The 19991-nt window shown below is 68.6% G+C and carries 21 protein-coding genes and 1 riboswitch; of the genes, 18 read left to right on the top strand and 3 right to left on the bottom strand.

All coding sequences use genetic code 11. The annotated features are described in order from the left end of the window. Nucleotides 1-6: 6 nt before the first annotated feature. The 3 genes from CVA01_RS03525 to CVA01_RS03515 are packed head-to-tail and all read left to right on the top strand — an operon-like array spanning nt 7 to nt 2596. Nucleotides 7-807: an ABC transporter permease gene (locus CVA01_RS03525; protein ID WP_141328677.1), complete on the top strand. Its 801-nt coding sequence runs from the start codon at nt 7-9 to the stop codon at nt 805-807. 14 nt (nt 808-821) lie between these two features. Beyond that, the gene (locus tag CVA01_RS03520) at nt 822-1982 is read left to right on the top strand and encodes a sensor histidine kinase (protein WP_141328675.1); all 1161 of its coding nucleotides are present in this window, start codon (nt 822-824) and stop codon (nt 1980-1982) included. After that, nucleotides 1982-2596 carry a response regulator transcription factor gene (locus tag CVA01_RS03515; RefSeq protein WP_141328898.1) on the top strand — a complete coding sequence of 205 codons (615 nt, stop codon included), beginning with the start codon at nt 1982-1984 and terminating at the stop codon, nt 2594-2596. Before CVA01_RS03520 ends, CVA01_RS03515 begins: the two co-directional genes overlap by 1 nt. 13 nt (nt 2597-2609) lie before the next feature. Here the strand turns inward: CVA01_RS03515 and CVA01_RS03510 are convergent, their stop codons facing one another. Further along, nucleotides 2610-3356, bottom strand: a complete 747-nt coding sequence (locus CVA01_RS03510; RefSeq protein WP_141328673.1) for a trimeric intracellular cation channel family protein — start codon at nt 3354-3356, stop codon at nt 2610-2612. 59 nt (nt 3357-3415) lie between these two features. Between CVA01_RS03510 and CVA01_RS03505 the strand changes: the two genes are divergently transcribed. Genes CVA01_RS03505 through CVA01_RS03495 form a run of 3 tightly spaced genes read left to right on the top strand, consistent with a single transcriptional unit; the run spans nt 3416 to nt 5371 of the window. Then, nucleotides 3416-4267 (top strand): sulfurtransferase, encoded by an 852-nt coding sequence (locus CVA01_RS03505; RefSeq protein WP_307723353.1) that lies wholly within the window; start codon nt 3416-3418, stop codon nt 4265-4267. Between the two features lie 60 nt (nt 4268-4327). Continuing rightward, on the top strand, nt 4328-4846 hold the full coding sequence (locus CVA01_RS03500; RefSeq protein ID WP_244938122.1) for a PTS sugar transporter subunit IIA: 519 nt from the start codon (nt 4328-4330) through the stop codon (nt 4844-4846). An 18-nt stretch (nt 4847-4864) separates the two neighbouring features. Next, nucleotides 4865-5371 (top strand): hypothetical protein, encoded by a 507-nt coding sequence (locus CVA01_RS03495; protein WP_014008927.1) that lies wholly within the window; start codon nt 4865-4867, stop codon nt 5369-5371. Here CVA01_RS03495 and CVA01_RS03490 read toward each other — a convergent pair. After that, the gene (locus CVA01_RS03490; RefSeq protein WP_081465713.1) at nt 5285-6166 is read right to left on the bottom strand and encodes an SDR family oxidoreductase; all 882 of its coding nucleotides are present in this window, start codon (nt 6164-6166) and stop codon (nt 5285-5287) included. The two genes, CVA01_RS03495 and CVA01_RS03490, sit on opposite strands and share 87 nt — an antisense overlap. A gap of 10 nt (nt 6167-6176) precedes the next feature. Beyond that, on the bottom strand, nt 6177-6317 hold the full coding sequence (locus tag CVA01_RS14850) for a hypothetical protein (RefSeq protein WP_158307479.1): 141 nt from the start codon (nt 6315-6317) through the stop codon (nt 6177-6179). A 385-nt stretch (nt 6318-6702) separates the two neighbouring features. Then, nucleotides 6703-6829: riboswitch (glycine riboswitch) on the top strand. A gap of 60 nt (nt 6830-6889) precedes the next feature. On the opposite strand from CVA01_RS14850, the gene gcvP reads away from it, so the two are divergent. The 12 genes from gcvP (at nt 6890) to CVA01_RS03430 (ending at nt 19990) form a co-directional block, all read left to right on the top strand. Beyond that, nucleotides 6890-9796, top strand: coding sequence for an aminomethyl-transferring glycine dehydrogenase (gcvP, locus tag CVA01_RS03485; protein WP_141328667.1), 2907 nt, complete (start codon nt 6890-6892; stop codon nt 9794-9796). After that, nucleotides 9789-10982 carry a glycine cleavage system aminomethyltransferase GcvT gene (gene gcvT, locus CVA01_RS03480; protein ID WP_141328665.1) on the top strand — a complete coding sequence of 398 codons (1194 nt, stop codon included), beginning with the start codon at nt 9789-9791 and terminating at the stop codon, nt 10980-10982. Before gcvP ends, gcvT begins: the two co-directional genes overlap by 8 nt. Before the next feature lie 30 nt (nt 10983-11012). Continuing rightward, nucleotides 11013-11396, top strand: coding sequence for a glycine cleavage system protein GcvH (gcvH, locus tag CVA01_RS03475; protein ID WP_014008931.1), 384 nt, complete (start codon nt 11013-11015; stop codon nt 11394-11396). 20 nt (nt 11397-11416) lie between these two features. Further along, a complete protein-coding gene (locus CVA01_RS14845; protein WP_170209682.1) occupies nt 11417-12964 on the top strand; it encodes a TtfA family protein in 1548 nt (515 codons plus the stop codon). Between the two features lie 57 nt (nt 12965-13021). Continuing rightward, the gene (gene pyrE, locus CVA01_RS03465; RefSeq protein WP_014008933.1) at nt 13022-13573 is read left to right on the top strand and encodes an orotate phosphoribosyltransferase; all 552 of its coding nucleotides are present in this window, start codon (nt 13022-13024) and stop codon (nt 13571-13573) included. A 2-nt stretch (nt 13574-13575) separates the two neighbouring features. Further along, nucleotides 13576-14265 carry a lysoplasmalogenase family protein gene (locus CVA01_RS03460; protein WP_141328663.1) on the top strand — a complete coding sequence of 230 codons (690 nt, stop codon included), beginning with the start codon at nt 13576-13578 and terminating at the stop codon, nt 14263-14265. After that, a complete protein-coding gene (locus tag CVA01_RS03455; protein WP_081465714.1) occupies nt 14207-14920 on the top strand; it encodes a TrmH family RNA methyltransferase in 714 nt (237 codons plus the stop codon). Before CVA01_RS03460 ends, CVA01_RS03455 begins: the two co-directional genes overlap by 59 nt. Before the next feature lie 10 nt (nt 14921-14930). Continuing rightward, nucleotides 14931-16127 carry a glycoside hydrolase family 76 protein gene (locus CVA01_RS03450; RefSeq protein WP_141328661.1) on the top strand — a complete coding sequence of 399 codons (1197 nt, stop codon included), beginning with the start codon at nt 14931-14933 and terminating at the stop codon, nt 16125-16127. Between the two features lie 64 nt (nt 16128-16191). After that, entirely contained in the window at nt 16192-17226 is a 1035-nt protein-coding gene (gene fbaA, locus CVA01_RS03445) for a class II fructose-bisphosphate aldolase (protein ID WP_014008937.1), read from the top strand. Nucleotides 17227-17231: 5 nt separating this feature from the next. Continuing rightward, entirely contained in the window at nt 17232-17678 is a 447-nt protein-coding gene (locus CVA01_RS03440) for a DUF3151 domain-containing protein (RefSeq protein WP_014008938.1), read from the top strand. Nucleotides 17679-17682: 4 nt separating this feature from the next. Further along, nucleotides 17683-18714: an endonuclease/exonuclease/phosphatase family protein gene (locus CVA01_RS03435; protein ID WP_244938121.1), complete on the top strand. Its 1032-nt coding sequence runs from the start codon at nt 17683-17685 to the stop codon at nt 18712-18714. 40 nt (nt 18715-18754) lie between these two features. Continuing rightward, nucleotides 18755-19990: an FUSC family protein gene (locus CVA01_RS03430; RefSeq protein ID WP_141328659.1), complete on the top strand. Its 1236-nt coding sequence runs from the start codon at nt 18755-18757 to the stop codon at nt 19988-19990. Nucleotide 19991 lies beyond the last annotated feature (1 nt).

Below are 19991 nucleotides of genomic sequence, written 5' to 3'. Positions count from 1 at the left end.
CCCGTCATGACCACCGCAACCCGGACCACCTCACTCGCCCGCGCCGAGACACTCCAGTTCGCCCGCAACCGCACGCTGCTCATCAACGCCGCGGTCTTCCCGCTCGGCTTCGGCCTGGTGATGTTCTTCGTCACCAGGGCGACCGACGACGCCAGCACCACGGACGCCGCAGCCATGGCCCTGGAGTACTTCCTGGTCTTCGCCCTGATGTTCGTGCAGTTCTACATCGTGCTGTCGATGGCCACGACCCGTCGCGACGAAGGGGTGATGAAGCGGTTGCGTACCGGCGAGGCCCGTGACGCCGAGATCCTCGGTGCCTTCTCCTTCCCCGGCGCAGTCCTCACCGTCCTGTTCACCGTCGTCATGGCCGTTGCCCTCGTCGCTCTCGGCGCACCGGGGCCGGTGAACGTGCTCCCGATCATCGTCGCCGTCCTTCTCGGCCTCGCCGTCTGTACCGGCCTGGCACTGGTGACCAGCGGCATGACGAAGAACGCGGAGGCTGCCCAGATCACCTCGCTTCCGGTGATGATCCTCATGTTCGCCTCGATGGGCAGCATCCGCCAGATGTTCCCCGACAGCGTCAACAGCATCATCGAACGCACCCCCTTCGCCCTGATCTTCGACCTCTCCCAGTACGGCTGGGCCGGCAACACCATGACCGACCGCATCGCCGAGGACGGCCCCGCCCCGTTGGACTTCACCGGTGTCCTGTCCGAGACCTGGCCGATGATGGTCATGCTCGCCGCCTGGGCGGTCGTCTGCCTGTGGGCCGGCGCGAAGTACGTGAAGTGGGACGTCCGGAGCTGAGGGTTACTGACACAATGGGTGCCGTGAACCCCTTCCGGATGTGGCGTGACCTCGACGGTGGCGCCAAGCTCGCCGTCTACACACGGCTGTCGCTCGAGGCGATGGTCGTGTTCTTCGGCCTGTACATCGTGGCTGTCGTCGCGTTCACCGACAACGACGCGAACCCGCCGGCGTGGCTCACGGCCCTCGACATCGTGGCGTCCCTGCTCCTCCTCGTCGCCGGTGTCGCAGTCCTTGAACTCCGCACCGAGTTCACCACCGCGCCACGCCGTGAGATGCGCCGCGTGGTGCCCTGGCTGCTGCCTACGGCGACGGTCCTCGGGGCGTCCTGCTGGGTGGTCGGTCTTCTCCTGATGCTGTCGGGATCCGACGGGATCTCCGACGGCGGTCTGCCGCTCATCGTGGTGTCGCTGTTCATCATGCCGCTCGCGGTGATGCCGTGGCTGCCGTACCACTGGCCCGTCACAGTGGTCGCCGCCGTGGTGACCGCGGTCGTTATCGGTGAGATGTGGTGGATGTCCCTGTTCATCCCCTTCTTCCTCATGACGACGCTGCTCTCGGCATGGACCGTGAACATCGCCAAGCAGCTCGACCGTGCCCGGATCACCGAGAGCGCCCTGCAGGTCAGTGAGGAGCGCCTCCGCTTCGCCCAGGAACTCCACGACACCCTCGGCCAGCGGCTCGCCGCGATCTCCGTGAAAACCGAACTCGCCCGGGCGCTCGCCGCCCGCGGGGACGACCGGTTGGACGCCGAACTCGCCGAACTGCAGTCGCTGGCGCAGGCGTCGGTCGCCGAGATGCACGACGTGGTCGAGGGCTACCGCACCGTGAACCTCTCCACCGAGATCACCGGTTCCCGGCAGCTCCTGGAGTCCGCGGGCATCACCCTGACGGTCGAGGGGGATCCGACAGCGCTGCCCGAACCGCTGCGCGAGACCGCCGCCTGGCTGGTGCGGGAGGCGACGACCAATGTGGTCAAGCATGCGGACGCCACATGGGTCCGGCTCACCCTCACCCCGGACACGGTGACCGTCGCCAATGACGGGGTAGCGCGTGACATCGAGCGGCTCTCCGGGCTGGCCGGGATCCGGCGCCGCGCGGAGCCGTCGGGGGCGTCCCTGGTGGCCGAACGTGACGGTAACCTCTTCACTGTCACCCTGAGAGGAGCGGCGTGATGATCACCGTGGTCGTCGTCGACGATGAGGCGCTCGTCGCCAGTTCCCTGTCCACCCTGCTCGGGCTGGAGGAGGACCTGGACGTCCTCGCCACGCTCGGGTCCGGCGAGGAACTGCTGGACTGGTGGGACGCCGGGCACGCCGCCGACGTGGTGGTCATGGACCTGCAGCTCGGCGGGATCGACGGGGTGGAGACCGCACGGCGGCTGGGGGAGAGGACGACCGGTACCACCGCCGCGGTGCTCATCGTCACCAGCCAGGGGCGTCCCCGTCAGCTCAGGCAGGCGCTTGCCGCCGGAGTGCCCGGGTTCATCCGCAAGACCTCCACCGCGGCGGAGTTCGCGGCCGGGGTGCGTACCGTCCACGCCGGACGTCGCTACCTCGACCCGGATCTCGCGGCCGCGGCGATCGGTGCCGGGGAGTCCCCGCTGACCGAGCGGGAGGCGGAGGTTCTCGAGGCGGCGGGACGCGGCGGGTCGGTCGAGCAGATCGCCGCTCAGGTGCACCTGGCGTCCGGGACGACACGCAACTACCTGTCCGCGGCGATGGGGAAGACCGGGGCGTCCACCCGCTTCGAGGCGTGGCGGATCGCCCGCGAGCGCGACTGGCTGTGACGCCGACGCCGGGTCACTTCTTCCGGCGCATCCGCCCGCGGCGTCGTGCCATGTCCCGGGCGAGCGTCATCGGACGCTGCAGCTTGCGTTGTGCGGCCCAGGACAGGTCCTGGGTGCCGGGCAGTTTCCAGCCCCGCCAGTACGACAGGATCATCATCCCGGCGCCGAGCACCGGGGCGACGATCATGCCGATGAACAGCACCGGAACGTCCCCGGACACCCCGGACTCGTTGAACGACCAGATCCCCACCATCAGTGCGGCGGTCAGCGCCGCCGGGGTGGCGTAGAGCGTCGCCCCGCCGAAGATCTCGGGTACCGAGCCGGTCATCACGTCCCGGATCATGCCGCCACCGACGACCGTGAGCACCCCGAGGAACAGGGCGGAGGACCACGGAAGCCCGTTGGCCAGTGCCTTCGAGGAACCGGTCGCGGCCCAGACGCCGAGCACCACGGCGTCCCCGTGGACCCGGAAGAGCTCCCACCACCGTGAGTTCATGTGGATGGCCGTCGCCAGCGCCGCACCGATCAGGGCGAGCCCGAAACAGCGCATGTCCTGCAGCGCCGCCGGGGGACCGTTGTCGATGAGTACGTCGCGGACCATGCCGCCGCCAAGGGCGGTGATGATCGCCAGGAAGATGATGCCGACGAAGTCGAAGTTGCGGGCACGGGCGATCGTCGCACCGATCATCCCGTAGAGCACCACACCGGTCAGGTCCAGTACCGAGTAGACCGTCCTGACTGACGGATCGACGAAGTCCATGGCGCCAGAGTGTCCGAGCCGGTCGGCAGAACTTTCCCCGTCCTCCTAAGATGGCGGGCATGAGCCCCTTCTTCTCGGCGGACGACCTTCTCGCCGCCACCACCCGCGGCGACCGGATGATCATCCTCGACTCCCACTGGGCGCCGCAGGACAACGCCTCCTGGGACGCCTACGTCTCGCAGCACATCCCCGGTGCCTTCTGGTGTGACCCGTTGCGCATGCTCGCCGGCACGCCCTCCCCGGAGACCGGCCGCAACCCACTGCCGAACCCGGCGATGCTCCAGCACTACGTCACTGACTGGGGGATCTCCCCGGGCGTACCGGTACGGATCTACGACACCGGCCGGATGTTCTGGGCCGCCCGTGCCTGGTGGGTGCTCCGCTGGGCGGGGGTCGAGGACGTGAAGATCATCTCCGGAGGCACTCCCGCGTGGGAGGCGGCCGGTGGTGACGTCGCCGGTGGTATCGGCTGTCTGCGGGGACACGGCACCTTCGAAATCTCCTCCGGTGGCATGCCGACCATCGAGCTCGAGGAGCTCGATGACTGGGTGGCGGCCGGCAACCTGCTCGTCGACGTCCGTGGCGAGGGCCGGTTCATCGGACGCCGCGAACCCCACGACCGTCGCGCCGGGCACGTCCCGGGTGCGGTGAACTTCCCGGTCGAGCTGCTCCTGGAGACCGGTGGTGTCGCTGATCCGGAGATCGTGGCAGAGCGGCTGGCACGCCGTGGGATCGGTGGACCGGACGGTGTCGATCCGTCGAAGGTCGCCGTCTACTCAGGATCCGGAGTGGATTCGGCACTCTTCCTGGCTCTCATGGAGCACGCCGGGCTGTCCGGGGCGCGCCACTTCGTCGGCGGCTGGTCCCAGTGGGCCGGCAACCGGCACCTGCCGGTCGCGCTCGGCGTGTGAAACCCGTTAATCCGAGCGTTTGTCAGGTGAAGTGATCGGGGAGACCATATGCTGTCCCCCATGGAACCCTTCGCCACCTCCGTTGCAGACGACGATGCAGACACCCCCGCAGTCGTCCCTGACGGCCCCGTACTCCAGGTCGTCACCCCGATGCCCGGCACCGTGGCCCCACTGGAGTCTGTCCCGGATCCCCGGTTCGCCTCCGGGGCGTTCGGTGCGGGCGTGGCCGTGATCCCGGACTACGACGTGGAACACGTCACCGTGGTCGCCCCGGTGAGCGGGGAGCTGCGGCGCCTCATGCCGCACTTCTTCCTCATCGTCACCGAGGACGGCACCGCGGTGTACACCCAGCTCGGCATCGACACCGACATGCTCGACGGGACCTGCTTCTCACCGCATGCCAGCGAAGGACAGCAGGTGACCGTGGGGGAGCGGATCACCACTTACGCACCCCGTCAGCTCGGACGCCTCGGCTTCGACCCGTCGGTGCCGGTCATCGCCATGCAGCAGGACGCCGTGACCACGGGCCTCCTACCGGGTGAGCCCTGCGAACCGGGGGACGTTCTTTTCGAGTTGTAGACATGGCACACTAGGTGCATGCTGCGCCGATTCACCTCCACTGCAGCGGCCTTCCTCATGCTCATCGCGATGACCAGGGTCGCCGAGCGCCTCGACGCCGACTATGTCTCGGCCGTGTTCTACGGCTTCTTCATCATCGAGCTGCTCCTGTTCATGGTCGGTGTGGTGGGCACCGAGCGCGCGTACTTCGGCCCGCGGCACCATCCCGTCAACCGGATGTTCATCGCCTTCAGCTGGGTCGGCGTCATCGGTGGACTGGCCGCCATGGTCGTGCAGGGGCCGGGCGGGGGAAGCCCGTTGTGGTTGGCGGTCATCAGCGGGGCGTCCATGTTCACCGGCGGCATGGCGGCGGCACTGCTGGCCGTGTCCTCATCTCCCTGGCGTGACCTGCTGTACTCCCGTCGCTTCGACGGGAGCCGTCCGGACGGTGAGCCGGAGTCAGATGCCGTGCCGCTTCGCGATGATCCCGTGCATGGCGTCCCGCGGGAGCAGGCGGGACGCCGGAAAAGCGACGCCGGCGCTTGATCCGACGGCGTACAGCGGCTTCGGCCGGGGGTCGGTGACCGCTTCCATGATCTCGTCGGCGACAATCCCGGCGGAGATGCCCTCGGCCTCGTTGGCGTTGAGGTTCTTCAGCATCGTGGCGAATTCGTCGGCGTAGGGGCCGTTCCTGTCGACGTAGATGGTCCGGCGCTGTGAGATGCCGGTGTCGATCGCACCGGGTTCCATGACGGAGACCCCGATTCCGAAGGGGCGGAGTTCCCGGCGGGCGGAGAATCCGAAGGCCTTCACCGCGGCTTTCGACGCACCGTAGGAACCGCGGTGCGCCAGCGGGAAGCTTCCCAGCATCGAACCGACGAAGACGATCCGGCCGCGGCCCTGGTCACGCATGGCGGGCAGGATCTTCTGGGTGACCTCGACCTGGCCGATGACGTTGATCTGGAACAGCCGGGTCATCGCGTCGTGGGGGAGTTCCTCGAGCGGGCCGTTCTGCGACTCACCGGCATTGTTGACCAGGACGGAGACGGTGCCTGCCCTGACCTTCTCCAGTTCACCCGGGAGCCGGTCGATGCTCGCGGGGTCGGAGAGGTCGAGGGGCACGAGGGTGACGCCCTCCGGGGTGTTCGCCACGGAGTTGAGGGACCCCGGATCGCGCGAGGTGCCGATGACGCGGAAGCCGGCGTTCACCAGAGCTGTGGCGGTGGCCTGACCGATGCCCGAGGTGGCTCCGGTGACGAGGGCGGTGTCTCCGGGGCCGACCGTGGGCAGCTCCGGGGTACTCAAGCGGGAGAAGGGGTTACGGAGGTGTCGTTTCGTCATGCTTACATTGTTACCGGGGTGTGCTGTGTTCTGCCGCCGGTCGGCTGAAGAGCTGCCAGACCGGTCCGGTGACCAGCCAGATCACCAGGACGATCTCGAGTGCGTCGTACCAGCTGCGCAGGGTGTCGGTCGGGGGCTGACAGTCAGCCACCGTGACAGGGGAAGACGTACGATTCCGGAGGTCGCAGCACATCTGCTGAGGATCGTACGTTTTTCAGTCGGGACGAGATTCCGTGACCTGGTGTTTTACGGGTCCGATCGTGTGAAGGTGCGTACGATTTCTCGCTTGGCTTCAGAAGCGCTGACAATCGTCCGTGTTACCGCCCGGGGGCGGCGGCACCGTTCAGCGTGTTCCACGTCACCGCACCGGCTATACTGACCCCGCACGAACTCAAGCACGATCCACAACTTCATGCGCCGCTCGCAACCGTGGTGGGAGAGGCAGGCTCTGGCGTCAGGGAATCCTGGCGCCAACCGGCCGCCGTAGGAGCAAACACCTCCCCGTCAGACACTCTCAGGCACCCGTACCGCCATGGTGAGGCAACTCTGGAAAGAGCAGGTCACCGTCGTCCGTGACCCGCCGCCGAAGGAGAAAGGCACCCTAGAAAGCACACCAGCGTGGTCATGCTGAAGCTCTCAGGCACCATCGACAGAGTGGGGAGGACTACCATCCACAGCACCCTCCGTGCGTCGGGGTTCAGCCCTGCGCAGGAAGAAGAAGACATGGCAGCCCCCCATTTCCGTCGGCACATCGGCCCGAACGCCACCGACACCCAGGCCATCCTCGACACCCTCGGCTACGAGAGCACCGCAGCCCTCGCCGCCGCCGCGGTCCCGGCGTCCATCGCCCAGACCACCCCGATCGGACTCGCCCCCGCCCTCAACGAGCAGGACGCCCTGGCGACCCTCAAGGGCTTCGCCGACAAGAACACGCTGAAGAAGCAGCTCATCGGCGCCGGCTACTACGACACGGTCACCCCGGCGGTCATCCGCCGCAATATCGTCGAGAACCCCGCCTGGTACACCGCCTACACCCCGTACCAGCCGGAGATCTCCCAGGGGCGTCTCGAGGCCCTGCTGAACTTCCAGACCATGGTCGAGGACCTCACCGGCCTGCCGATCGCCGGTGCGTCCCTCCTCGATGAGGCCACCGCCGTCGCCGAGGCCACCCAGATGATGGCCCGCCAGAACGCGAAGGCCGCGAAGAAGGGCGGCGTCGTCCTGCTGGACGAGGCGCTGCACGATTCCAGCCTCAACATCACCCTCGCCCGCGCCGCCGCCGCCGACATCCCCGTGGTCATCACCACCGTGGACGCCGCCTCCGTGGCCGCCTTCGACGGCGAGATCGTCGGCGCCGTGATCTCCAACCCGGCCACCACCGGTGAGCTCCGCGCCGATCTCCCTGAGGTCATCGCCGCCGTCCACGACCGTGGCGGTCTGGTCACCGTCGCCGCCGACCTGCTGGCCCAGGTCCTCGTCCAGTCCCCGGGCGAGGCCGGTGCCGATATCGCCGTGGGTTCCGCCCAGCGCTTCGGTGTCCCGCTGTTCTTCGGTGGCCCGCACGCCGCCTTCCTGGCCTGCCGTGCCGAGTACCAGCGCAAGATGCCGGGCCGCATCGTCGGTGTCTCCGTCGACGCCGACGGCACCCCGGCCTACCGCCTCGCCCTGCAGACCCGTGAGCAGCACATCCGCCGCGACAAGGCGACCTCGAACATCTGCACCGCCCAGGCACTGCTTGCCGTCGTCGCCAGCTTCTACGCCGTCTGGCACGGCCCTGCCGGCCTGCGCGCCATCGCCTCCGAGGTCCACGGCCGTGCCGTCGCCCTGGCCGTGGGCCTCACCGGTGAGGGCCTGACCCTGGCGTCCGACCTCTTCTTCGACACCGTCACCGTCGAGGTCACCGATGCTGCCTCGATCGTCGCCGCCGCCTGCGACGAGGGCTTCAACCTGCGCCTCGTCGACGAGACCCACGTCGGCGTCTCCGTCGGCGAGTCCACCACCGACGAGGACATCGCCGCCCTGGTCCGCGTCATCGCCGGTGCCCACACCACGGTCGACACCTCCGCCTTCGGGCCGGAGAACGGCCCGCTCGGTGGTGAGGACAGCATCCTGCGCACCGATGAGATCCTCACCCACCCGGTCTTCCACTCCGTCTCCTCCGAGACCCAGATGATGCGCTACATGCGTCGCCTGGCCGACCGGGACCTGGCCCTGGACCGCACGATGATCCCGCTGGGCTCCTGCACCATGAAGCTCAACGCCGCGATCTCCATGGAGCCGATCACCTGGCCGGAGTTTGCCGGCATCCACCCGCTGGTCCCCTCCGAGCAGGCCACCGGCTGGCTCGAGCTCATCGAGAACCTGGAGGAGCGGCTCGCGAAGATCACCGGCTACGCCGCGGTCTCCGTCCAGCCGAACGCCGGCTCGCAGGGCGAGTTCGCCGGTCTTCTGGCGATCCGCCGCTACCACCTCGCCAACGGCGACGACCAGCGCACCCTGGTGCTCATCCCCGCGTCCGCCCACGGCACCAACGCCGCCTCCGCCGCACTGGCCGGCCTGAAGGTCGTCGGTGTGAAGAACGCCGAGGACGGCTCCATCGACCTCGCCGACCTCGACGCGAAAATCATGAAGTACGGCGACCAGATCGCCGGCATCATGATCACCTACCCCTCGACCCACGGTGTCTTCGAGGAGCATGTCGGTGCGGTCTGCGAGAAGGTCCACGCCGCCGGCGGCCAGGTCTACATCGACGGCGCCAACCTCAACGCCCTGGTCGGTCTGGCACAGCCGGGTGTCTTCGGCGGCGACGTCAGCCACCTCAACCTGCACAAGACCTTCACCATCCCCCACGGTGGCGGTGGCCCGGGTGTCGGTCCGGTGTGTGTCGCCGAGCACCTCATCCCGTTCCTGCCGACCGACCCGTGGAACGACCCGACGGTCGCCCCCGACGTCCAGGAAGGACGCCCGGTCTCCGCGGCGACCTACGGTTCCGCCGGCGTCCTGCCGATCTCCTGGACCTACATCGCGATGATGGGCGATGAGGGCCTGACCGAGGCGTCCCGCATGGCGCTGGTCAACGCGAACTACATCTCCGCACAGCTCGCGGACACCGTCCCCACGCTCTACACCGGCGAGAACGGTCTCGTCGGCCACGAGTGCATCCTGGACCTGCGGGAGCTCACCAAGCAGTCCGGCGTGACCGCCGCGGACGTCTCCAAGCGGCTCATGGACTTCGGTTTCCACGCCCCGACCCTGGCCTTCCCGGTCACCGGGACGCTCATGGTCGAGCCGACCGAGTCCGAGGACAAGGGCGAGCTGGACCGCTTCATCACCGCGATGAAGACCATCCGCGCCGAGATCGACGAGATCATCGCCGGTGACGTCGCCGTGGAGAACTCGGTCCTGCGCCACGCGCCGTTCACCGTGGAGTCCGTCGTCCGCGACGATTTCGAGGATGCCGTCTCCGGTGGCCACTTCTCCCGCACCAAGGCCGCTTTCCCGGTCGACACGCTGCGCCGCGACAAGTACTTCCCGGCGACCCGCCGCATCGACGACGCCTACGGTGACCGCAACCTGGTCTGCTCCTGCCCGCCGCTGGAGGCCTTCGACATCGAGGAGAACAATGAGTAACGAGACCGCACTCCATCCCGTCCACGCCGAACTCGGTGCGAAGTTCACCGACTTCGGTGGCTGGGACATGCCCCTGAAGTACGGCAAGGAGCTCGAGGAGCACCGTGCCGTGCGCGAGGCCGTCGGCCTCTTCGACCTCTCCCACATGGGCGAGGTCCGGGTCACCGGTCCGGACGCCGCCGCGTTCCTCGACCACGCCCTGATCTCCCGCATCTCCGCGGTGAAGGTCGGCAAGGCGAAATACTCGATGATCTGCCGTGAGGACGGCGGCATCATCGACGACCTCATCACCTACGTGCTCGCCCCCGAGGAGTACCTGGTCGTCCCCAACGCCGGGAACGCCCCGGCGGTCTTCGCCGCGCTCACCGAGCGGGTCGGGGACTTCAACGTCACCCTCGTCGACCAGACCGCCGATATCTCGCTCATCGCCGTGCAGGGCCCGAAGGCCGCCGACGTGATGCTGCAGATCGTCGACGAGGTCACCGACGCCCCCGAGGCCTCCGGTGCGCACAGCGACGACAACTCCGTGGACGCCGCGGTCGCCGGGCTCGGCTACTACGCCGCCTTCCAGGGCACCGTCGCCGGCGTCCCTGCGATCATCGCCCGCACCGGCTACACCGGCGAGGACGGCTTCGAGATCTTCGTCGACAACGACGCCACCGGCGTCCCCTCTGAAGCACCCGCGAAGATCTGGGCCGCCGCGCTCGCCGCCGGCGAGCAGTACGGCGTCCTCCCGTGCGGCCTCGCCGCCCGCGACACGCTGCGCCTGGAGGCCGGCATGCCGCTCTACGGCAACGAGCTGTCGCTGGACCTGACCCCGGTGGACGCCGGCCTCGGCATCCTCGCCGCGACGAAGTCCAAGGACAAGTTCGTCGGCCGCGAGGCCATCATCGCCGCCAAGGAGCAGGGCACGACGCAGATCCGCATCGGCCTGGCCGGTGAGGGCAAGCGTGCCGCGCGTGGCGGCTACGAGATCCGGGACGCCGACGGCAACCGGATCGGCGAGGTGACCTCCGGCGCGCTGTCGCCGACGCTCGGCCACCCGGTCGCCATGGGCTACGTCACCACCGAGGCCGCGTCCGAGGGTGGATCCGCCACCGAAGGGTCGACCGTCATCGTCGACATCCGCGGCAAGGACTTCCCGTACACCGTCATTGCGCTGCCGTTCTACAGCCGCGAAAAGTAAACTGCACCCAACCACACTGAGGAGAGAACCATGACTGCACTTCCCACCGACCGCCTGTACTCCGAGGAGCACGAGTGGGTGAACTCGACCGACATCAACGCCGGTGACACCGTGCGGGTCGGCATCACCCACATCGCCGCCGACGCCCTGGGCGAGATCGTCTTCGCCGAACTGCCAGAGGTCGGCACCGAGATCGAGGCCGGCGAGCCCTTCGGCGAGGTCGAGTCCACCAAGTCGGTCTCCGACATCTACGCCCCGGTCTCCGGTGAGATCACCGCGGTCAACGAGGAGATCGCCGACAACGCCGGCATCATCAATGAGGACCCCTACGAGGCCGGCTGGCTCTACGAGGTCACCGTCACCGAGGTCGGCGACCTCCTGGACCATGAGGCCTACGCCGCAGACAACGTCTAGGTCTCATACACTGTGCCCTGATGCCTTTCGCTGTTGTCGCCCTCGTTCTCGGGCTCGTGCTGCTTCTCGTGGCCGCGGGCCTGTTCCTGCGTGCCTCACGACCGGCGGCACCGGGGGAACATCGGGAACCGGGTCGCCACGAGGCAGGGGCGCCGTCACCTGACCGCGTGAGGCCCGCTGCCTGGCCGTCCGCGGCGCCGTCTCCGGCCGTTGAGCCGGAGGAGGCGTTCGACCAGGAAGAACCGTCCGGGACGGACACCACACCCGAGCCGATGCCGGAGCCGACCCCTGCGCCCGCCCCGGAACCGTCCGGTTTCACCGGCCGTCGGGGGCGTCGGCACTGGGCAGCCGCCCACGGCTTCGAGTACACGCGGGAGGACGCCTTCCTCACCGCGGAATGGCCGGTCAGCCTGATCCGTGAGATCTCCGCGACCGACCAGGGTCCGGCAGCCCGTGACCTGGTCTCGGGGTTCCTCGACGGTCACCAGGTGCATATCGCCGATGTCGCAGGATCGACCCTCCTCGCCCTGCGTCGGGGTGCGTACTCCCCGGTGAACGTCCACATCACCACCACCGCCGCCATGCCGGCCGGAATGCGGCACGACGCCGACCTCGACCGGGCACCCTTCACGGTCTATGCCACGGACAACCGGGCCGTCGGGCGGATGCTCGACAGTCGTGTCGAAGGGGCCCTGACCGCACTGTCCGGGACGGTCTCCGACGTGGCCTTCTCGGGGGCGTGGGTGGTGGCGCGGTGCGCACGTCGAACCGATGCCGACCGGTGGGACGCGCTCCTGCCGCACCTGGTGGCGCTCGGTTCCGCTGCCAGGGTCCTGCCGCCACTGGTGACCACGGCGACTCTCGATATCGCCGTCGCTGATCCGACGCGTCCGCGTCCGGCATCCGGGGTGCACGTCTCGGTCGATCCCGCCGCTGAGCCTGCTGCGGAGGAGGCGGGCGAGGACCGGGATACCGCGCGCCCCGGGCACCTGCGGGCCGTGCCGGATGTTCCCGCCGCGCCGGAACCCGAGGTCGAACCCGACATCGGGACCGGGGACGCCGCCGAAACAGAAGAGCCCGGAGAACCGGGAGAGCCCACGCATCCGAAGGTCGAGCGCCCCTCCGATCCGGTGGAGTTCCCGACCCGGTCCCGCGGACAGGTCTACGGCGAGGCCGATCTCGACGGATCATGGCCTGAGGACGTCACCGAGGACGGTCTGACGAGCATCCCGGCACTGGGGGAGGAGCCCACGGCCAACGCCTCCGACGACGACGGGCCCCGGATCGTGCGGGCCGGGACGTCCGCGACGATCTTCTCCGACTCCTCCGACTCCACCGACTCCACCGGCTCCACCGGCTCCACCGGCTCCACCGGCTCCACCGGCTCCACCGGCTCCACCGGCTCCACCGGCTCCACCGGCTCCACCGGCACGGTCTCCCGGGGGCGCCACCGCGGCCCGGACGCGCGGCATGCCGGTGCCGACCGTGATTCCGCCGACTCCGCCGACGATTACGACGTCGTCGACCCGGAAGTCGTCGATCCGGACGTCACGGACCCCGACAACTGACCGGTCGCCCGGGCCCGTACTATCGGTGGTCGAACACGTCACCGTAAGGAGCCCGCCATGAGCGCACCCACCGTCAACCCCGAGAAGCTGAAGCGGCTCGCTGAGCTGGTCACCGAACTCTCCGTCGTCCGGGGGAAGGTCACTCTCTCCTCCGGCAAGGAAGCCGACTACTACGTGGACCTGCGTCGTGCGACGCTGCACCGTGAGTCCGCGAAGCTCATCGGCGAGCTGCTGCGGGAGCTCACCGCCGACTGGGACTATGTCGCCGTCGGCGGTCTGACCCTGGGTGCGGACCCGGTGGCCACCTCGGTCATGCACACCGGCGACGGCGTGGACGCCTTCGTGGTGCGCAAGGAGGCCAAGAAGCACGGCATGCAGCGCCGTATCGAGGGGCCGGACATCGAGGGACGCCGCGTCCTCGTCGTCGAGGACACGACCACCACCGGTAACTCGCCGCTCACCGCCGTCGCCGCGGTCCGGGCGGCCGGCGCGACCGTCGTCGGTGTGGCCACCGTCGTGGACCGGGCCACCGGTGCCAGGGATGTCATCGAGGCCGAGGGTGTGGAGTACCGAAGCCTGCTCGGCCTGTCCGACCTCGGCCTGGCCTAGTTGTGTCGACCGCCCGCGCTCTGCGCACCGCATACCTTGCTGCCGGGGCGGTGTCCGTTGCCGCCGCCGCGGCAGGACGCCGTGGTGACCGGCTCACCCGGATCGTCAAGCCCACCCTGATGCCGCTGCTCGCCGGCACCGTGCTGGCGCGAGGTCAGCGGAAGGCGACCACGACCGTGGTCGCAGGCCTGACCGGGGGCTGGGTCGGCGACATCATCCTCATGGGTGCGGACGGTCGCAGCGACGATTCCCGGGTCCGCGCCCGCAACCTCAACCGCGGCTCGGCGGCCTTCGCGCTCAACCAGGTGTCCTACATCGCCGAGCTGTGGCGCACCGGACATCGGCCGCGGAAGATCACGGTCGCCCTGCGTGCACCGGTCCTGGCGTCCGGTGTGGTGACTGCGGCGACCGGCGCACCTGCAGCCCTGCCTGCCGCCGTCGGCTACGGTTCCCTGCTCGCGGGAACCTCGGTGCTCGCCGCAGAGGAAGGAGAGACCACGCCGCTGGGTCTCGGCGGCAACCTCTTCGTCCTCTCCGACGGACTGATCCTCGCCCGGCAGGCCTTCCTCACCGGGGAGAAGCCGGTGATCCGCGTCCTCGACGGGCTGGTGGACGGCCTGGTCATGGCGACCTATGTCGCCGCGCAGCTGCTCCTTGTCGAGGGACTCACCGGGAAGCCGACCCGTGGCTGAGGGCAGCGGTCCCACCGAGTGGTTCCCGCACCCGGTCGGGGTAGGTCCCTGGGAGGTCGAGAATCCCGGCGTCCCGCGTCCCACCGGTGAAGAATATGACCCGGACCTGCTCGACGACGGTGACCGTCGCAATGTCGTGGACGCCTACCGCTGGTGGCGCACGGAGGCGATCATCGCCGACATCGACACGCGTCGGCATGCCCTGCACATCGCCATCGAGAACTTCGAGAACGACTCGAACATCGGCACCGTCGTGCGCACCGCCAACGCCTTCGCCGTGGACACCGTCCATATCGTGGGCCGGAAGCGCTGGAACCGGCGCGGTGCGATGGTCACCGACCGCTACCAGCACCTCGAGCACCACCCGGACACAGGCTCGGTCATGGCCTACGCCGCCGCGCACGACCTCACCGTCGTCGCCGTGGACAACACCCCCGGATCGGTGCCCCTGGAGACCGCGGAGCTTCCGGAGCGCTGTCTGCTGCTGTTCGGGCAGGAAGGGCCCGGTGTCACCGCGGAAGCGCAGGCAGGGGCGTCGATGACGGTGAGCATCGCCCAGTTCGGTTCGACCCGCTCGATCAACGCGGGGGTGGCTGCGGGCATCGCCATGCACGCCTGGATCAGACAGCACGCCGACCTGGAAAATGCCTGGTAGAAACTGACTCATGGACGAACTCTGGGACCACCGCGCAGATCTGGCCGAGCAGGCCGTCTTTGAACGGCATGCGTCCCGGCTCTGGGGGATCCCGAAAACGACCCTGGGGGTCATCGCGTGGCCGCCGTCGACCCGCGACAAGTTCTTCTACCACTGGCACTACTGGTGGCAGGCCCACTTCATCGACTGCCAGGTGGACGCCGCGACCCGCCGGGACACCGGGCTCCGGCTGCGCGCCATCCGCCGCACCATCCGTGGCATGAGGATCCGCAACCGACGGCCGCTGCCCTACAACGATTTCTACGATGACCGCACCTGGCTGGCCCTGGCCATGCACCGGGCGCAGGACCTGCCGAAGTACGGGACCGTCCGTTACCTGCCGGGGCTCGAGGCGTCGATCATCGAGGGCGTCGACCCGCTGACCGGCGCCCTGCCGTGGAAGGTCGACGAGAACTTCTTCAATGTCCCGACCAACGGTCCGGCTGCGATCCTCGCCGCCCGCACCGGGCGGACCGACCTCGCCGCGCAGCTGGTGGAGTGGATCTACCCACGCCTGATCAACACCGAGGGCCTCGTCATGGACGGGGTGCGGCTGCGTGTGCACGGTGAGGACCCCGTCACGCAGATCCACACCTACAACCAGGGCGTCGTTCTCGGGGCACTCGTCGAACTCGCCCGGGCGCAGCGGCGTGAGGCGGGGATCCCGCAGCGCGCGGTGAGCGAGGTCGGCACCGAACAGATCACCCGCGTCCACCAGCTGGTGCAGGCCGTGGCGTCGAACCTGGCGTCACCGGAGGGCGTCATCGGACTGGGGACCGGCCGGGGTGGCAGCGGCAACGGTGGTGGCGACGGTGGCCTGTTCAAGGGCATTCTCGCCCGCTACCTCGCCCTGGTCGTCACCGACCTGCCCAGTGACGACCGGATGAGCCGGGCGACCCGTCAGTTGGCGAAGCGGCTGGTGATGCAGTCCGCCGACTCGGTGTGGCACCACCGCCTGGAGGTCGACGGTCTGCCGCTGTTCGGGTCCTCCTGGATGGACGACGCCGCCCTGCCGCAGTCCGGCAACCGGATCGGATCCACCATCGCCACCGGTGCCGGGGCCGATCTGGGGGTGCCGGAACGGGACCTGTCGGTGCAGCTGTCAGGCTGGATGCTCATGGAGGCGGCCGCGAAGATCAGTGGAGACACACCCGACACCACCCGCTGACGCCGAAACGGGCATACTGGGGTGCAGCCATGCGTCAAATAGAGGACACCTAGGGAGGACCTCCATGCCTATCGCCACCCCCGCCGTCTACCGGGACATGCTCGACAAGGCCAAGGAAAGCGGCTTCGCCTTCCCGGCCATCAACTGCACCTCGTCAGAGACCATCAACGCCGCCCTCAAGGGTTTCGCGGACGCCGAATCCGACGGCATCATCCAGTTCTCCACCGGTGGTGCCGAGTTCGGCTCCGGCCTGGCCGTGAAGAACATGGTCGCCGGCGCCGAGGCCCTGGCCCACTTCGCCCACCATGCCGCGAAACACTACGGGGTCAACGTCGCCCTGCACACCGACCACTGCCAGAAGGAGAAGCTGGACACCTACGTCCGGCCGCTCGTCGAGATCTCCCGCAAGCGCGTCGAGGCCGGCGAGAACCCGCTGTTCCAGTCCCACATGTGGGACGGCTCGGCCATCCCGATCGACGAGAACCTCGAGATCGCGAAGGACCTGCTCCCGGCCTGCGCCGCAGCGAACATCATCCTCGAGGTCGAGATCGGCGTCGTCGGTGGCGAGGAGGACGGCGTCGAGGCCAAGGCCGGCGACAACCTCTACACCACCGCCGAGGACTTCGAGAAGACCGTGGACGCCCTGGGCACCGGAGAAAACGGCCGCTACATCCTCGCCGCGACCTTCGGCAATGTCCACGGCGTGTACAAGCCGGGCAACGTGAAGCTGCGCCCGGAGGTCCTGGACATGGGTCAGAAGGCCGCCTCGGCCAAGCTGGGTCTTCCCGAGGGCTCCCAGCCCTTCGACTTCGTCTTCCACGGCGGCTCCGGCTCCGAGAAGGAGAAGATCGAGGAGGCGCTGCGCTACGGCGTCATCAAGATGAACGTCGACACGGACACCCAGTACGCCTTCACCCGCCCGATCGCCGGCCACATGCTCGCCAACTACGACGGCGTCCTCAAGATCGACGGCGAGGTCGGCAACAAGAAGGTCTACGACCCCCGCTCCTACCTCAAGAAGGCCGAGGAGGCCATGAGCGTGCGCGTCGTCGAAGCCTGCACCGACCTCCACTCCGTCGGCACCACTCTGGCAAAGTAAGCGGCATGGCTGAACAGATCCGTAAAGGACGCGACCTCTTCGGTGCCGAGCACCCGGAGGTGAAACTCCCGGCGTCCCTGGCGTCCGCCGTCACCGGTGGCGAATCACTGGGCGAGCTGGAGGCGCTGGCCGTGGCGAACCCGAAGGACTCGGGTGTGTGGGCCGCGCTGGCCGCGTACCACCTGCAGCAGGGCGATCTTCCCTCCGAGAAGATCACCGCCTACGCCTGCGCCCGTACCGGCTACCACCGCGGTCTGGACGCCCTGCGTTCCAACGGCTGGCGGGGTACCGGCCCGGTGCCGTGGTCCCATGAGCCGAACCGTGGCGTGCTGCGCGCGATCATGATGCTCGCCGTCGTCGCCCGTGCCATCGGCGAGGAGGACGAGTACATCCGCTGCCTCAACCTCGTCAACGACTGCGACCCGGATGCCGCCGACGAGATGCTGAAGTAGCTTCTTGTCTGTACCGGACGCCACCCCGGCAGCACCGCCCCGCACCTTCCCCTGGAAGCGTGCGGGGCTCTGCTGTGTCGTGTTCCTGCTGGCCCTCGGCGTGGGGTGGATGACCGCCCCGGTGTGGGGTGTGTTCACCGACCGGGTGCCGGAGACCGGGTCGTGGATCGTGCCCTTCCTCCAGTCGGCGTGGCCGGTGGGCCTGGCCCTGCTGGTCGCCGCTCTGGCGGCACTGGTGTGGTTGACGCTGTCCCGCCGGGCAGCCGTCGGCGCGACGGTGGCGGCGGTGGTGGTGTGTACCGCGACGGTGCTGGTGCCCGGGGCACTCAGCCGGGTCGCGCAGAAGATGCCGGAGGAGAAGGACGCCGACACGGTCCGGATCCTCTCGGTGAACACCTGGTACCACCAGGCCTCGGATGAGTTCCTCGCGCAGACCGCCCGGGAGATGGACGCCGACATCGTCGTCCTGCCGGAGAGTTCCGACGTCCAGGCGTCTGCGGTGGCGGACGCGACGGATCTCGAACTGCTGCAGCCGGTCTCCACGAGGACGCGCGGTGGCGGGACCGCGCTGCTGGTCCGGGAGACCTGGATGACGGAGGCCACCGCGGAGTCCGTGGCGGACCTGCACCTGACCCGCCACCAGAACCCGGTCGTCGAGCTGGAGAACCTGACGATGATGGGCGTGCACACTAACGCCCCGGCACACAGTCACCTGGTCGACGGGTGGGTCACCGAGATGGCCGACCTGCGGGACTGGGCCTCCGGCGTGGACGGACCGCTGGTCATGGCGGGGGACTTCAACTCCACCACCGCGCACCCGGAGCTGCGGCGACTCGCCGGCCGTTCGGCGGAGATGACCGACTGCGGAGGTGGGTTGTTCGCCGCGCCCACCTGGCCGCGGGCCGGGACACCGTCCCCGGTGCCGGTGCTGCGGCTGGACCACATCCTCGTCCGCGGGCTGACGTGTCAGGATTCCGGCGTGGTCGGTGTACGGGGCAGCGACCACGCGGGCATCTGGGCGGATCTGCGGGTGTGACCGGCGGGGTGTCGGGAGCAGACCTGACAGAATAGGTGACATGGCTGATCAGAAGGGCTGGTTCCGGCACCGCAGGCGGGCAAGCGCCGGTGTGCGCGCCGCCACTGAATCGCTGCGGCGTATCGCTCCGCGCCGAGGCATCCAACGTATGCGGGCGATGGGAATCTTCGCCCTCCAGGCCGCGCTGACCGCCGGGTTGGCGTTCTGGTTCGCTACCGACGTCATCGGTCACGAGCAGGCGTTCTTCGCCCCGATCGCCGGTGTGATCAGTATCGGCATCAACAGCGGAAAGCACATGCGTCGCGGTATGGAGATCGTCATCGGGGCGGCGATCGGCATCGCGATCGGTGATCTCGTCATCACCCAGATCGGTGGTGGCCCGTGGCAGATCACCATCGTCGTCTTCGTCGCGATCATGCTCGCCACCTTCGTCGACCGGGGAATTCTCGTCCCGTCCCAGGCCGCGAGCTCTGCGGTGCTGGTGGCGACACTGCTTCCGCCGGGCGATCAGGGGGCTCTGGACCGGGTGGTGGACGCCCTGGTCGGCGGGATCATCGGCCTGATCATCCTCGCGGTGATCCCCCGTAACCCGTTGCGGGCGGTACGTCGGGAAATGGCCGGGTTGATCTCGAAGGCGGCCCTGGTACTCGACGATGTTGCCGAGGGTATCGAAGACCGGGACGCCACGGTGATCGGTGAGGCACTGGAGACCGCCCGGGGGACGCAGGCCGCGGTCAACGCGATGCAGGCGGCGATGACCAGTGGCGACGAGACCATCGCCCTGTCTCCGATCTACTGGTCGGCGAAGCGCTATTCGACATCGCTGAACCGCGCGCTGGTGCCGGTGGACAATGTCATGCGCAATACCCGGGTGCTGGCCCGACGTGCCGAGATCATGGTCGACGACCACATCGTCCCGGACCCGGAGATGGCGAAGACGATCAGGGAGATCGCGGACACCCTCGGACACCTCGGCGCGGTGTACGAGGAGGGTGGGTCGAAGGAGACCCGGCAGGAGTTGCTGAAGATCCCGGAGCTGACCCGACGCTTCCAGATCATCGCGGGACGCACCGACCTGTCGATCGCCGACGGCTCGGGTCTGTCCGGGATGATGGTGCTGGGGCAGTGCCGGTCGATCATCGTGGACGCGCTGCAGATCTGCGGCATGTCGCGCGAGTCGGCAATGGCGGCGCTGAAGCCGACGGTCGACCATCCCTGGCAGACCCCGGAGGTGTGGGGTGCAGATGATGAGCCGCAGGACCCGGAGAACGACTGAC

It is taken from the genome of Corynebacterium variabile, from assembly GCF_006539825.1.
GTDB classification, from domain to species: domain Bacteria; phylum Actinomycetota; class Actinomycetes; order Mycobacteriales; family Mycobacteriaceae; genus Corynebacterium; species Corynebacterium variabile.
The sequence above is the reverse complement of the archived record's forward strand: the minus strand, read 5'-3'. Positions and strand labels throughout refer to the sequence as shown.

What these genes read in the sequence shown, in the direction of transcription:
- CVA01_RS03525 (WP_141328677.1), top strand. Translation starts at nt 7, where the DNA reads ATGACCACCGCAACCCGGACCACCTCACTCGCCCGCGCCGAGACACTC.
- CVA01_RS03520 (WP_141328675.1), top strand. Translation starts at nt 822, where the DNA reads ATGGGTGCCGTGAACCCCTTCCGGATGTGGCGTGACCTCGACGGTGGC.
- CVA01_RS03515 (WP_141328898.1), top strand. Translation starts at nt 1,982, where the DNA reads ATGATCACCGTGGTCGTCGTCGACGATGAGGCGCTCGTCGCCAGTTCC.
- CVA01_RS03510 (WP_141328673.1), bottom strand. Translation starts at nt 3,356, where the DNA reads ATGGACTTCGTCGATCCGTCAGTCAGGACGGTCTACTCGGTACTGGAC.
- CVA01_RS03505 (WP_307723353.1), top strand. Translation starts at nt 3,416, where the DNA reads ATGAGCCCCTTCTTCTCGGCGGACGACCTTCTCGCCGCCACCACCCGC.
- CVA01_RS03500 (WP_244938122.1), top strand. Translation starts at nt 4,328, where the DNA reads ATGGAACCCTTCGCCACCTCCGTTGCAGACGACGATGCAGACACCCCC.
- CVA01_RS03495 (WP_014008927.1), top strand. Translation starts at nt 4,865, where the DNA reads ATGCTGCGCCGATTCACCTCCACTGCAGCGGCCTTCCTCATGCTCATC.
- CVA01_RS03490 (WP_081465713.1), bottom strand. Translation starts at nt 6,166, where the DNA reads ATGACGAAACGACACCTCCGTAACCCCTTCTCCCGCTTGAGTACCCCG.
- gcvP (WP_141328667.1), top strand. Translation starts at nt 6,890, where the DNA reads ATGGCAGCCCCCCATTTCCGTCGGCACATCGGCCCGAACGCCACCGAC.
- gcvT (WP_141328665.1), top strand. Translation starts at nt 9,789, where the DNA reads ATGAGTAACGAGACCGCACTCCATCCCGTCCACGCCGAACTCGGTGCG.
- gcvH (WP_014008931.1), top strand. Translation starts at nt 11,013, where the DNA reads ATGACTGCACTTCCCACCGACCGCCTGTACTCCGAGGAGCACGAGTGG.
- CVA01_RS14845 (WP_170209682.1), top strand. Translation starts at nt 11,417, where the DNA reads ATGCCTTTCGCTGTTGTCGCCCTCGTTCTCGGGCTCGTGCTGCTTCTC.
- pyrE (WP_014008933.1), top strand. Translation starts at nt 13,022, where the DNA reads ATGAGCGCACCCACCGTCAACCCCGAGAAGCTGAAGCGGCTCGCTGAG.
- CVA01_RS03455 (WP_081465714.1), top strand. Translation starts at nt 14,207, where the DNA reads ATGTCGCCGCGCAGCTGCTCCTTGTCGAGGGACTCACCGGGAAGCCGA.
- CVA01_RS03450 (WP_141328661.1), top strand. Translation starts at nt 14,931, where the DNA reads ATGGACGAACTCTGGGACCACCGCGCAGATCTGGCCGAGCAGGCCGTC.
- fbaA (WP_014008937.1), top strand. Translation starts at nt 16,192, where the DNA reads ATGCCTATCGCCACCCCCGCCGTCTACCGGGACATGCTCGACAAGGCC.
- CVA01_RS03440 (WP_014008938.1), top strand. Translation starts at nt 17,232, where the DNA reads ATGGCTGAACAGATCCGTAAAGGACGCGACCTCTTCGGTGCCGAGCAC.
- CVA01_RS03430 (WP_141328659.1), top strand. Translation starts at nt 18,755, where the DNA reads ATGGCTGATCAGAAGGGCTGGTTCCGGCACCGCAGGCGGGCAAGCGCC.